General features: G+C 70.4%; 15 protein-coding genes. 7 read left to right on the forward strand and 8 right to left on the reverse strand.

Translation table 11 applies throughout. The features are described from left to right. Positions 1-840: a formate dehydrogenase accessory sulfurtransferase FdhD gene (gene fdhD / locus BN13_RS10990; RefSeq protein ID WP_321162907.1), complete on the forward strand. Its 840-nt coding sequence runs from the start codon at positions 1-3 to the stop codon at positions 838-840. 151 nt (positions 841-991) lie between these two features. Here fdhD and mobA read toward each other — a convergent pair whose 3' ends face one another. Beyond that, positions 992-1,564: a molybdenum cofactor guanylyltransferase gene (mobA, locus tag BN13_RS10995; RefSeq protein ID WP_084733704.1), complete on the reverse strand. Its 573-nt coding sequence runs from the start codon at positions 1,562-1,564 to the stop codon at positions 992-994. A 128-nt stretch (positions 1,565-1,692) separates the two neighbouring features. Between mobA and BN13_RS11000 the strand changes: the two genes are divergently transcribed. Further along, positions 1,693-2,088 (forward strand): phosphomannose isomerase type II C-terminal cupin domain, encoded by a 396-nt coding sequence (locus BN13_RS11000; protein WP_048549090.1) that lies wholly within the window; start codon positions 1,693-1,695, stop codon positions 2,086-2,088. Here BN13_RS11000 and BN13_RS11005 read toward each other — a convergent pair. Further along, positions 2,075-2,917: a methyltransferase domain-containing protein gene (locus BN13_RS11005; protein WP_048546817.1), complete on the reverse strand. Its 843-nt coding sequence runs from the start codon at positions 2,915-2,917 to the stop codon at positions 2,075-2,077. The genes BN13_RS11000 and BN13_RS11005 overlap by 14 nt on opposite strands. A gap of 72 nt (positions 2,918-2,989) precedes the next feature. On the opposite strand from BN13_RS11005, the gene BN13_RS11010 reads away from it, so the two are divergent. The 5 genes from BN13_RS11010 (at position 2,990) to BN13_RS11030 (ending at position 7,075) form a co-directional block, all read left to right on the forward strand. Beyond that, positions 2,990-3,775, forward strand: coding sequence for a hypothetical protein (locus tag BN13_RS11010; protein ID WP_157038554.1), 786 nt, complete (start codon positions 2,990-2,992; stop codon positions 3,773-3,775). Further along, positions 3,772-5,031, forward strand: a complete 1,260-nt coding sequence (gene mshA / locus BN13_RS11015) for a D-inositol-3-phosphate glycosyltransferase (protein WP_048546822.1) — start codon at positions 3,772-3,774, stop codon at positions 5,029-5,031. The genes BN13_RS11010 and mshA overlap by 4 nt, the downstream gene beginning before the upstream one ends. After that, entirely contained in the window at positions 5,028-5,540 is a 513-nt protein-coding gene (locus BN13_RS11020) for a type III secretion system chaperone family protein (RefSeq protein ID WP_048546824.1), read from the forward strand. Before mshA ends, BN13_RS11020 begins: the two co-directional genes overlap by 4 nt. A gap of 9 nt (positions 5,541-5,549) precedes the next feature. Beyond that, the gene (locus BN13_RS11025) at positions 5,550-6,287 is read left to right on the forward strand and encodes a phosphoglyceromutase (protein ID WP_048546826.1); all 738 of its coding nucleotides are present in this window, start codon (positions 5,550-5,552) and stop codon (positions 6,285-6,287) included. 101 nt (positions 6,288-6,388) lie between these two features. Next, the gene (locus tag BN13_RS11030; RefSeq protein ID WP_048546828.1) at positions 6,389-7,075 is read left to right on the forward strand and encodes a GNAT family N-acetyltransferase; all 687 of its coding nucleotides are present in this window, start codon (positions 6,389-6,391) and stop codon (positions 7,073-7,075) included. A 110-nt stretch (positions 7,076-7,185) separates the two neighbouring features. On the opposite strand, the gene BN13_RS11035 is transcribed toward BN13_RS11030, so the two are convergent. The 6 genes from BN13_RS11035 to BN13_RS11060 form a co-directional block, all read right to left on the reverse strand. Continuing rightward, positions 7,186-8,196 (reverse strand): hypothetical protein, encoded by a 1,011-nt coding sequence (locus BN13_RS11035; protein ID WP_157038555.1) that lies wholly within the window; start codon positions 8,194-8,196, stop codon positions 7,186-7,188. Further along, positions 8,183-8,467, reverse strand: a complete 285-nt coding sequence (locus tag BN13_RS11040) for a class I SAM-dependent methyltransferase (RefSeq protein WP_053079774.1) — start codon at positions 8,465-8,467, stop codon at positions 8,183-8,185. The genes BN13_RS11035 and BN13_RS11040 overlap by 14 nt, the downstream gene beginning before the upstream one ends. A 165-nt stretch (positions 8,468-8,632) precedes the next feature. Next, positions 8,633-9,469 (reverse strand): anti-sigma factor, encoded by an 837-nt coding sequence (locus BN13_RS11045; protein WP_048546833.1) that lies wholly within the window; start codon positions 9,467-9,469, stop codon positions 8,633-8,635. Beyond that, positions 9,466-10,077 (reverse strand): ECF RNA polymerase sigma factor SigK, encoded by a 612-nt coding sequence (gene sigK, locus BN13_RS11050; protein WP_157038556.1) that lies wholly within the window; start codon positions 10,075-10,077, stop codon positions 9,466-9,468. The genes BN13_RS11045 and sigK overlap by 4 nt, the downstream gene beginning before the upstream one ends. 46 nt (positions 10,078-10,123) lie before the next feature. Then, the gene (locus BN13_RS11055; RefSeq protein ID WP_048546836.1) at positions 10,124-10,792 is read right to left on the reverse strand and encodes a fasciclin domain-containing protein; all 669 of its coding nucleotides are present in this window, start codon (positions 10,790-10,792) and stop codon (positions 10,124-10,126) included. A gap of 111 nt (positions 10,793-10,903) precedes the next feature. Next, positions 10,904-11,951, reverse strand: a 1,048-nt coding sequence (locus BN13_RS11060) for a molybdopterin-dependent oxidoreductase (protein ID WP_048546838.1), incomplete at its 5' end; no start/stop codon positions are given.

An 11,951-nucleotide genomic window follows, 5' to 3' on the forward strand; every position in this document is an offset into this window, starting at 1 on the left:
GTGACCGTCCGCGTGCCGGTGGAGCGCCTTCATACCTCCAATGGCGCCATCATGCGCACGCGGCGACCCGACGTGCTCGCAGTCGAGGAGCCCCTGGAGATCCGGGCCGCCGGGCAGGTGATCACCGTGACCATGCGTACCCCGGGCGCCGACCTCGACCTCGTCCACGGCTACCTCCTCGCCGAGGGCATCATCGACGCCGCCGACCAGGTGCGGGGCGCGCGCTACTGCGCGGGGGCGGTCGCCACGGGGCCGGAGGGCGTCGAGCAGAACACCTACAACGTCCTCGACGTCGATCTCCTCGACCCCGCGCGCGTCCCCACCGGCGTCTCCCGGGTCACCATGAGCACCAGTGCCTGTGGCGTATGCGGATCCGCCAGCATCGACGCCATCTCCGCCCGGGTGCCCACTCACCTGGGCCGGGGCGAGGTGCGGGTCGCCGCCGATGTCGTCCTCACGTTGGCGGGCGCGCTGCGCGAGCGGCAGTCGGTCTTCGAGAAGACGGGCGGGTTGCACGCCGCCGCGGTGGCCGATGTCACGGGGCACATTCATACGCATGCCGAAGACGTGGGCCGCCACAACGCCGTCGACAAGACGATCGGCGCCGCCTTGCGGGCGGGGTCCCTGCCGCGGGAGGACGCCATACTCGTCGTGACGTCGCGCGCGTCGTTCGAAATCGTCCAGAAGGCCGCCATGGCCGGTATCGCCATCGTGGCCACGGTGTCCGCGCCGAGTTCGCTGGCGGTGGAGACTGCCGCCACGCTCGGTATGACGCTGATCGCCTTCGCCCGCGGCGACCGCTGCAACGTCTATTCCGGCTTCGAGCGCGTCACGGACTGAGCCCCCCGCCCCCCGCCGGCCCGGATGACCAGCCTGGAGCTCTCCCCATCGGTCTCCCACTTGCCCGCCCGACCCTCGCCGGACGCAATAGCCGGTGGTGGACGCAATAGCTATTGCGTCCACCACCGGCTATTGCGTCCGGATTCGGGGATCACCCCTCCGTGGCGGCGCGGCGGCGGGCGCGGCGCAGATCGTCGGGGGTGTCGATGTCGGCGGCCCAACCCTCCGGGTCCGGGACTAGCACCACCTCCGCCCCTGCGTAGACCGACCGCATCGACGCCCCCGCGGCGGCGACGCGGCGGCGAAGGGCGGGGCCGCGCCATACGGCCGTGAGGTAGCTCACCTGCCCTGCGTCACCCACCTGCCCTGCATCCCCCAACGCCGCCACCTCGGCAGAACCCACTGCAGCCACCAGTCGCTCCAACGTCGCCGACGTGACGAACGGCTGGTCCCCGGCCAGCACGGCGACCGGATCAGACCCGAGCGGCAGTCGGGCCAGGCCCGCGCGCAGCCCACTGACCGGTCCACCGAACGGCGGGTCGTCCGTGACCAGCACAACCCCGTCGGGGACGGGCAAATCCGCCGGCCCGACGACCAGCATCGACGACACAGGACACCACCCCGTGCACGCCCGAACGACCCGCTCCAAGGACCCCGACCCGCCCACGTCCAGCGTCACTTTGCGCGCGCCACCGAGCCGACTTGATCGCCCCCCGGCCAGCATAATCGCACCGCGCGACGAGCCAGCTCCAGCGCCAGCTGCGCCAGCGCCAGCCACCTCGTCGGCAAGGGTCACGCCCGCGAGGATGGCACAATTGGAAACTGAAAGTCTTTTCGGTGCTAGGAGTTGTGTTGTCCAGTCTGCAAGACCCGCGCGGAGCGATGTTCAGCGAGCAGCGCCCGTGGGGCCAGTTCGAGCAGTTCGTCGCCAACACTCCGGTGACCGTCAAGGTCATCACGGTCGACCCTGGCCACCGCCTGTCCCTGCAGTCGCACACGTCGCGTGGCGAGTTCTGGCAGGTTCTCGATGTCCCGATGGACGTCCACGTCGACGGCATCGACTGGGTGGCCGAGCCGGGCGAGCAGATCTGGATTCCCCAGGGCGCCGTGCACCGCATGGGCAACTCCGGCGAGCGGCCCGCGCGCATCCTCGAGATCGCGCTGGGCACCTTCGATGAGTCCGACATCGTCCGCCTTGAGGACGACTACGCCCGCGCCGCCGACGACGAGGCTGTCACGCCCGCGTGACCCCCTGAGCGTCCCGGGGAGCCACGGCCGCCCAGTCGACGGTCAGTTCCCCCAGTCGCCAACGATGCGTATGCCGCACCGGCCACCCCGCGGCGGCCACCGCGCCCGCCGTCGCAATAAAGCGTTGGCGCGCACCATAACTCGCCTGCGGCGCCTGCCGGATCCACGCATCCGAGACCGCAGTCAAGAAGGCGTTCACCGGCTCCCCGGGGACGTTGCGGTGGATCAGCGCCTTCGGTAGCCGCTCGGCGATCTCCGCCGGGTCGCCGATATCCCGCAGCCGCCACGCCAACGTCAGCGTTTGCGGCCCGTCCGGCGTCAACGCCACCCAACACGCGCGGCGCCCGATCTCGTCACACGTCCCGTCCACGAACAGCCCATCCGGTGCGAGGCGGGAGCGCACGAGGTTCCAGTGGCTCGGGACGTCCTGCTCGCCATACTGACGAAGGACGTTGAACGCCCGCACGATCGTGGGGCGAGCACCTCCGGGCAGGGGGATCTCGAACCCGCCGCGCTGAAACGTGAGCCCCTCCCCGGCAAGCGGCTGCGCGGCGGCGACGCGGGCGGGATCGATCTCGATGCCCACCACCTCCACATCCGGCCGTATGTGGCGCAGCCGGTCCCGGAGTTCGCGCGCGGTGACGCCCGACGCGCCATATCCGAGATCGACGACGATGGGGGCCGCCGCCGGCACGCGTAGCCGCCACGCCTGGGGCCCGACGAGCCACCGATCACAGCGGCGCAGGCGATTGGGGTTCGTCGTGCCGCGCGTGATCGCACCGACCACCTTCCCCGGGTTCGGCCCGGCAGAACTCTTGCCCGCGCTCATTCGACGGAGCCTAACCAGTGCCCCCCACTCAACCGCGGTGCCGACTCGGCCGCGCCGGATAGCCTGACCCCGATGAGTGCACGTCGGGACATCAGCCGCAGCATGGTGGCCTTCGCCCTGGCGATGTTGGCTGTCCTAGTCCTTGCCGGGATCACCTGGATTCCCCCGCTCATCGGCAAGGACAGCGGTGTTAACGTCACCCGCCCGGGGTTGCTCACGGTCGATGACGCGGTGACCGGCACGGTCGACTTCCCCGACGGCGCGAGCGTCACCCTGTATGCGAGCGGCCTGCGCCTCGCCGATGCTGGTGGCGTGCTGGTGGACACGGTCACCCGCGGGGCCCCGGTCACCGCCTTCACCGGCGACGTCACCGGCACCGGCGGCAAGCGCCGCGAGAACCTCACGACCGCGGTCGGCAACGTCCACCTCACGGAGCGGCTCGTGACCGACGACCTGGTGCGCTACACCGGGATTGTGTATGACGATGACCGTCGCCTCGAGCGCCCGCTCACCATCGACATCGCCGAGGCCTACGGCCGTTTCCGGTTCATCGTGGCGGTCAAGGGCGCCGACGCGGTCGTGATCCATCTGCGCCATGACGCGCAGACGATCGGCTACGCGCCGACCGTGCCCGACACCAACCTCAAGAACCGCGCCTATTGGCTGCGCAACCTCTGGCCCGCCTCGACTCCCGTGTTCACGACGGTGCGCGGCACGTCAGTGGCGATGGGCCCGGCGGATGTCAACCGCGCCCTGGACCTGCGCGAGACCGGCCGCACCGATGTCCACATCTGGTCGGGAAGGGCCGAACTCGGGCTGACCCGGCTGCGCCCGCCCGTGGAAGACTCCGAACCATGACCCGAAGCCCGAGCCTGCGGCGGATGGCGATGATCAGCCTGCATACCTCGCCCCTGGCCCAGCCCGGTGCCGGGGACGCCGGGGGGCTCAACGTTTATGTCCTGGAGACGGCACGCCGGCTCGGGCGGCGCGGGATCGAGGTCGAGATCGTCACGCGCTCGACCTCCTCGCAGCAGCCTCCCGAGGTCGTCATCGGCGACGGGGTCCTCGTGCGGCATCTGGTCGCCGGGCCCTTCGAGGGCCTCGACAAGGAGGCCCTGCCCGGGCAGCTGTGCGCGTTCGCGGCCGGCCTGATGCGGCTGGTGGCCCGATCGCCGGAGGGCTACTTCGATGCCGTGCACTCGCACTACTGGCTGTCCGGGCAGGTGGGCTTCCTCGCCGCCGAGCGCTGGGGCGTGCCGCTCGTTCATACGATGCACACGATGGCCCGGGTCAAGAACGCCCACGTCGGCGCGGATGACCGCCCCGAACCCCCTGGGCGCGAGATTGGCGAGGCCCAGGTGGTCGAGGCGGCGGACGCGCTCGTCGCCAACACCGAGGACGAGGCGCGCGACCTCATCCGGTGGTATGCCGCGGATCCCGCCCGCGTCCATGTCGTGCCTCCCGGGGTGGATCTGGATGTGTTCACCCCCGGCCCGCGTGCCGAGGCCCGGGCTCGGCTGGGCCTCGACCCGACGACGCCGCTGATCCTGTTCGTCGGGCGGATCCAGCCGCTCAAGGCCCCCGACGTTCTCGTCCGCGCGCTGGCGCGCCTGCGCCGCGAGGGCGGTGACCTGGCCTCCGCCCGCCTCGTCATCCTGGGCGGGGTCAGCGGCACCGGCTCCCGAGACCCCGAGTCGCTGCCGAACCTCATCGCCGGGCTCGGCCTGGCCGGCGCCGTCGAGCTGCTCCCGCCCGTCGATCGGACGGTGCTGGCCGACTGGTTTCGCGCCGCGGATGTGGTCGGGGTGCCCTCACGCAGCGAGTCGTTCGGCCTCGTGGCGATCGAGGCGCTGGCGTGCGGCACGCCCGTGGTCGCGGCGGATGTCGGGGGATTGCCGACCGCCGTCGGCCCCGGCGGGGTGCTCGTCGGCGGCCACGACCCGGCGGTATGGGCCGGGGTGGTCGGCGATCTGCTCAGCGACCCGGCGCACCGAGCCCAGCTCGGCCGGGCCGGCGTCGGGCACGCCCGCGGCTTCGGCTGGGATGCCACGGTCGACCGGTTGATCTCCGTCTACGAGCAGGCGGTCGCGCCTGGGAAGGCGCGCGCCTCATGAATGCCGAGTTGGCCGACCTCGTCCGCAACGCCATCGATGATCTCGGCGTCGAGTGGGAGCCCGGGTTGCGCGACGGCGAGTTCGTCGTCACGCTGCCGGGGGAAAAGAAGCTCAAGACCGTGACCTCCTTGGTGACGACGGGGCAGTGGCTGGTCGTCTCGGCGTTCGTCATCCGCAATCCCGACGAGAACCACCTCGGCGTTTATCGCTGGCTGCTTCAGCGCAACCTGCGGCTGCCCGGGCTGGCGTACACGATCGACGCCTCGGGCGATGTCTATGTGACGGGACGGATTCCGGCGCGGCTGGTGGACGCGGCATACGTCGATCAGGTGTTGGGGGTGGTGTTGGAGGCGGCTGACGGCCCGTTCAACGAACTCCTCGCCCTCGGCTTCCTCTCCTCGATGAAGAAGGAGTGGGCGTGGCGGGTCTCGCGCGGGGAGTCACTGCGCAACCTGGAGGCGTTCCGCCCGTTGCTGGACCGGGACGTGGCGCCGGGCGAGCCTGGCTAGGCTGGTTGTATGACGTACACGCTCATCCTCCTGCGCCACGGCGAGTCGGACTGGAACCAGAAGAATCTCTTCACCGGCTGGGTCGATGTCGACCTGACCGACAAGGGCCGCGCGGAGGCCGCGCGCGGCGGGGCGCTGCTCAAGGAATCCGGGCTGCTGCCGGATGTCGTGCACACCTCGGTGCTGCGCCGCGCGATCACGACGGCCAACCTCGCCCTGGATGCGTGTGACCGGCACTGGATTCCGGTGCGCCGGTCGTGGCGGTTGAACGAGCGGCACTATGGCGCGCTGCAGGGGCTCGACAAGGCGGCGACCCGCGACAAGTACGGCGACGAGCAGTTCATGCTGTGGCGCCGTTCCTTCGACACCCCGCCGCCGCCGATCGAGCAGGGCAGTGAGTTCGACCAGACCAGCGACCCGCGGTATGCCGGGATCGACGTCCCCCTGACCGAGTGCCTCGCCGACGTGATCCCACGGTTGATGCCTTACTGGGAAAACGACATTCAGGCTGATCTGCGTGACGGCAAGACGGTGCTGGTCACCGCGCACGGCAACAGCCTCCGCGCCCTGGTCAAGCACCTGGACGGCATCTCCGACGACGACATCGCCGGCCTCAACATCCCGACGGGTATGCCGCTCGTCTACGACCTCGGCGACGACTTCATGCCGACCGGCCCGAGCCGCTACCTCGACCCCGAGGCCGCCGCGGCCGCCGCCGAGGCGGTTGCGAACCAGGGCAAGAAGTAGCCACGGCTCCACTGCCCGATCTCTCGGCGGGCTGGCATACGGATCTGGCGATCCTGCGGCACGCCGGGTCACTGGTCGAGGACCACGGCGACCACCTGATCGTGCGGTCGCCGCACAATCCGACCTTTCACTGGGGCAATTTCGTCCTGGTCACGGATCCGCAGACGGCCGATGACGCCGCGCGCTGGACGCGGACCTTCGCGCACGCCTTCCCGGGAGCTTCCCACCGTGCGATCGGGCTGCCGCGCCTGCCGGTGGGGGAGCCGTATCGGCGCCTCGGGCTCGCCGTCAGCACAGACGAGGTGCTGATCCGGGACTGTTGTCCGGATCAGGTCCCGGTGCCGGTCGGCTATTCATCGCGGCCGTTCACCCCCGAGGACTGGGGCGCCTTGCTCGCGGCGAACGAGGGGGAGAATCGCCTCGACGCGCGCTACCCCGAGGACGAGCACCGGACCTTCCTGGTGGCCCAGCAAGCCACCCGACGGGACCTGGTGGAGCGGGGACTTGCCCAGTGGTTTGGTGCCTTCACCGAGGACGGCGACCTCGCGGCATACCTCGGGATCGTGCTCTGCACGTGCCTGGCGCGCTATCAGGCGGTGGGCACCCATCTGGACCACCGGCGCCGTGGTCTCGCCCGGCACCTGCTCGCGGAGGCAGGTGCCTGGGCGAATGCGCGCGGGGCCAGCAGGTGGGTCATCGTGACCGAGAGCGTCAACCCCGCACTGCATCTCTACCGCGGGGCCGGCTTCGTCCCGGACGCTGTGCAGGTTGTGGCCTACCGCCCTTGACGGCCGCGCCGCGCCAACCTTGCACACGTTAGTGAACTGTGCACACCTTGCAGGGTGTGCACAGTTCACTAAGTGGTGTTAGCAGAGGTTACAAAGCCCCCCGTGGCGCCTCAGGGCTGCAGGTCGAGCGGGTCACCCATGACCTCGCCGTCGATCGCCTCGGTGTATTCGCCCAGCGTGGTGCCCGCGGCGTTGTAGGTCAGCACCCGAAGGTCCGCCAGGCCGGCGGCGGGGGAGGGGAGGACGGCATACCCCTTGGCGTTGACCTGCTCGGTCCCGTGGCTGCCGCCGGCTTCCCACCGGATCGTCGCGGCACCGGGGGCGATCACGACCTGCGTGTTGTTCTCGCCGGCCAGGACCAGCGGGGCCTTGTCGTTCCACTTCGGGCTCAGGGGGTATGCGGATCCGCCGCTGAGCGAGCCCGTGCCCTGCTCCTTGCCTTCGGTGCGCGCCACATAGCCGCGGAAGTGCCGCCCGCCTGGCTCGACGACATCGACGACGGTGATGCGCGTGGCATTACCCGTGCCGTCCTGGAAGTCCACCACCGGCACCGTCTCGTTGTAGGTGATCTGGCCCTGCAAGGACTCCAGCTCATAGCCGTATGCCGACGCGACCCGCTGCCGGAAGGTCACCACATCGTCTTCACCGGTGGCGCACCCCATGCAGAAGGGAGTGACCTCGCGGGTCAGCTTGCCCTCGATCGTCACCGGCCCGTCATATGCCGTGCCCACCCGGAAGCGCACCGTCTCACCGCCGGTGTCGGCCGTGCGGGACCAGGAGACGCCATCGGCCATGGGCAGCGTCTGCCACTGCCGTTGGATCGTGCCGTCCGGCGCCGGAATGGCCATCGTCGAGATGTCGACACTGCTCGTCCCGGGGGCAGCGAGGACCAGCAGATCCGAGCGAGCATCTGCCGCGCCCGCGAAGGCGATCGCGGCGGGCGTCGGGCGGACCCCGTCATACACCTCCCAGGTGCCGAGATCTTCGCCGTCAGCGGGGAAAGGCGTGCCCGGGTCGCCGACGAATGCCGAGAACTTGACGGCGTCCTCTGGATCCGTCTGGAACTGGTCGTTTGCCGAGATGATGATCGCCTTGCCATCGTGCACATCAGCGAAAAGCACTCGCCCAAAACGAGCCCGGGTGCGTCGCGCGGGCATGGGCGATGAACTCCGGCACGAGGTCGACGCCGATGACGTCGACGCCCAGGGAGTGCAGGTACGCGGTCCACTGCCCGGGGCCGCACCCGAGGTCGAGCACGCGTCCGGGGAGTCCGCCGAGGTGACGTCGCACGAGGGCCGTGTCGTCCTGCTCGCCCTGTCGGATGTCGTCGAAGAGATCGATGTACTGCTCGGACGCGGAGGAGTACGCGTCACGTACGGGGTGGGAGCTCACCGTGGCAGGTTAGGTCCGGAAGGCTGCCGTGACCCGACGGGGGCGACGTCGTCCACGCGATCGGCGGACGGCCACGAGGTCGGGCGGTCCCGAGCTCCAGCTGGGGAAGCCGGGAGCGAGCTCGGGACCGTCCGACGTCGTGGCGACCGGTTGCGGTCCTGCGCCTCAGGCGAAGGCCACGAAGGCGATCGGGTTGGTGGTCGGCTGGTCGGAGCCACCGGCGGGCTCGACGGTGATGCCGGCGCCCTTCGAGTGGCTCGCGTCGCCGCTCAGCACGACGACCTGGTCGCCACCGCCGGGCATGAGCCCCGCGGAGGTCATGTGGCCGGTCGCGTCCTGCAGCCAGAGCTGGAAGACCTTGCCCGTCGGCGGCTGCGCCATGCCGGAGGTGACGATGACGGCCTTCTGGAGCGAGGTGGAGCGCACGATGGTGGCCGTGGCGCCGCCGGCGAGCCGTGCGCCGTAGCGCGTGGCGTCCGGGGCGGCGAGCACCTGGTCGGCGAGGGCCCGCGACGGGTCCTTGTCGATCTGGCGCCAGACGGTGAAACCACCGATGGCGAGCACCGCGACCGTGGCGGCCGCGACGACGACCCGCCAACCGCGGGCGAGACCGCGGGCCGACCGGGACCGGCGGCGCTCGGAGAGCTCGTCGGCGTGCCGGCCCTGGTCGCCGTGCGACTCGGCCGGGGCGGCCTCGGCAGCGGGCTGGGATGGGGCGGGCGGCGCCGACGTGACGGCATCGTCACCCGACTCCGCCTGCGGGGCCGTGAGGGGCGGCAGCGGACGGACGGTCGCGATCTCGGCGAGCACCTTGGCGCGGAGCGAGGCCGGCGGTGCGGCCTCGGTGAGCACCGACAGCTCGGAGGCGGCGGCGACGAGGCCGTCGACCTCGGCGCGGCAGGCCGGGCAGCCGGCGAGGTGTCGCTCGAACCGGGCCCGCTCGACGTCGTCGAGAGCGTCCACGGCGTAGGCACCGGACAGTGCGTGGATGTCCTCGCTCACAGTGTCACCCCCAACGTGTCTCGTAGTCTGATCAGTCCATCACGGATGCGTGTCTTGGCGGTCCCGAGTGGCAGGTCGAGCATCGTGGCCACCTCCGTGTGGGTGTATCCCGAGAGGTAGGCCAGTTCGAGGGCCTGCCGTTGGACCGGTGTGAGCGTCTCTAACGCCCGATGAACCCGCTCCGCATCGAGACGCTCGACGACGGCCTCGGCCGTGGAGTCGTGGGTGACGTCCTGGTTGCTGGCGCCGTATCCCTCGTCGCGGTTGCGGGAGGCCTCCGCCGACCGGACCCGGTCGACGGCCTTGCGGTGAGCGATGGTGAGCATCCACGAGAGAGCTGCACCCTTGCTCGGGTCGAAGCGTGCGCTGTGCCGCCAGATCTCGAGGAAGACCTCCTGGGTCACTTCCTCCGCCTGGGCGGGGTCGCGCACGACGCGGCGGACCAGACCGAAGAGCCGGGAGGAGACTGCGTCGTAGAGCTCTGCGAACGCCGTCTCGTCGCCGGTCGCCGCTCTGCGGAGCAGCTGCTCCAGGGGGACTGGGCGGGTGGCCCCCTCCGGTGACTCATCACCGGAAGGGACCACCGAGAACCGTGACATGGGGTCCATTGTGTCGCCCGTCGTCGTGTTCCGCGTCAGCCTGGTCGGGAGACGATCAGGGCATCAGCACGCCGTCGATGATGTACACCGTGGCGTTGGCGGTCGGGACGTTGCCGCAGATGACCTTGGCGCCGGCCTTGCCGACCGTGAAGTTCTCGCCCGAGCCCATGACCGTGATGGTCGTGCCGGCGAGGGTCTTGTGGTCACCCGCGAGCTGCTCCGGGGAGAGCTTGCCGGCCACGACGTGGTTGGTGAGGAGCTTCGTCAGGGTCGGCTTGTCGGCGAGGACCTTCTTGAGGTCGGCGGCCGGGATCTTGGCGAACGCGTCGTTGACGGGCGCGAAGACGGTGATCTCGGGAGCCGAGTTCAGGGTGTCGACGAGACCGGCGGTCTTGACGGCGGTGACGAGCGTCGAGAGCAGCGGGTTGGCGCTCGCGGCGGTCGCGACGGGCGCGGTGGCCATGCCGTTGAACGAGCCGGCGCCGTCCTTCGGCACGGCGGCGCAACCCTCGCCGAAGACGGACGCAGCGGCGTCCATCGACTCGGAGGAGGTCATCGTGTCGGACGGGGTGCTGCTCGTCATCGAGTCGGACGACGTCGCGGTGGGCGTGCTGCCGGCGCCGGGCGACGTGGTGTTGTCGCTGGAGCTGCCGCAGGCGGCGAGGCTCAGGGGCAGGGCGATCGCGAGGGCGACGAGGCCGGTGCGGGTCTTCATGGTCTTCATGTCAGTCACTCCTTGTGGCTGTGTGGTGCACGGTCATGTGGGATTCGGAGCTGCTGTGGCTCCGGATTGCTTGTCGGAGAAGTTTTTTCGAGGAGATTTCGACGGCCGGGATCACGCGACGGTCACCACCACCTCCTGGATGCCGCTCGACCCGCTGGGGAAGGGCGTGGCGCGTTCGGTGATCTGGGCGCGCCCCTGGCGGTCGACGGCGCGGACGGCGATGCGGTGCAGGCCGGGCTTGGCGTCCCACGGGAGGTACCACTGGCGCCAGTAGTCGATGTTGACGTCCGGGCCGAGCTTGGTCTCCTGCCAGTCGCCGTCGTCGATCTTGACCTCGACCTTGCCGACGCCGCGGTGCTGGGCCCAGGCGACGCCGCCGATGGCGGTCATCCCCGCCTTGATCGTCGAGAGCGGCTCCGGGGTGTCGATGCGGGCGCTCGTCTTGATCGGGGCGTCCGTCGCCCACTGCCGCTTCGTCCAGTAGGACTGCTCGGCGGCATACGTCGTCAGGGTGAGCTTGGTGAGCCACTTCGTGGCGCCGACGAAGCCGTAGAGGCCGGGCGTGATGAGTCGCGCGGGGAAGCCGTGGGTGTCGGTGAGCTGGGCGCCGTTCATGCCGATGGCGATCATCGCGTCGCGCCCGTCGCGGACGACGGCGAGCGGGGTGCTGATGGTGAAGCCGTCGACGGCCGTGCTGAGCACCTGGTCCGGGCTGCCGGTGATGCCGGCGCGGTCGAGGACGTCGGTCAGGCGGACGCCGAGCCAGCGCGCGGCGCCGATGTAACCGCCGCCCACCTCGTTGGAGACGCACGTCATGGTGATGTCGCGCTCGATGAGGGGCATCTCGGAGAGCTCGGCGAAGGTCATCGTGAAGGGCTTCTCGACCATGCCGTCGATCTCGAGCGTCCACGTGTCGACGTCGACCTTGGGGACGGTGAGGTTGGTGTCGACGCGGTAGAACTTGTCGGTCGGGGTCCGCAGCGGCGAGATGCCGGGCACGGTGCCCTCGAGGCCGGTCGGCAGCGGCTTGGCCTTATCGGCAGCGGCCGGCAGCACGATCTTCTTGATGGTCTGGGCCCCGCTGCGCAGCTGGCCACCGACGGCGGCGAGCACCGAGAGCGCCGTGACGCCGAGCGCCCCGCCGATGAAGCCGCGACGG

The organism is Nostocoides jenkinsii Ben 74 (assembly GCF_001046875.1).
In the GTDB taxonomy this organism is placed as follows: Bacteria; Actinomycetota; Actinomycetes; order Actinomycetales; family Dermatophilaceae; genus Nostocoides_A; species Nostocoides_A jenkinsii.

Coding starts and splice junctions, on each gene's coding strand:
- mobA (WP_084733704.1), bottom strand. CDS start 1,564: ATGCTGGCCGGGGGGCGATCAAGTCGGCTCGGTGGCGCGCGCAAAGTG.
- sigK (WP_157038556.1), bottom strand. CDS start 10,077: ATGGACCCCATGTCACGGTTCTCGGTGGTCCCTTCCGGTGATGAGTCA.
- BN13_RS11025 (WP_048546826.1), top strand. CDS start 5,550: ATGACGTACACGCTCATCCTCCTGCGCCACGGCGAGTCGGACTGGAAC.
- BN13_RS11010 (WP_157038554.1), top strand. CDS start 2,990: ATGAGTGCACGTCGGGACATCAGCCGCAGCATGGTGGCCTTCGCCCTG.
- BN13_RS11005 (WP_048546817.1), bottom strand. CDS start 2,917: ATGAGCGCGGGCAAGAGTTCTGCCGGGCCGAACCCGGGGAAGGTGGTC.
- BN13_RS11020 (WP_048546824.1), top strand. CDS start 5,028: ATGAATGCCGAGTTGGCCGACCTCGTCCGCAACGCCATCGATGATCTC.
- BN13_RS11055 (WP_048546836.1), bottom strand. CDS start 10,792: ATGAAGACCATGAAGACCCGCACCGGCCTCGTCGCCCTCGCGATCGCC.
- mshA (WP_048546822.1), top strand. CDS start 3,772: ATGACCCGAAGCCCGAGCCTGCGGCGGATGGCGATGATCAGCCTGCAT.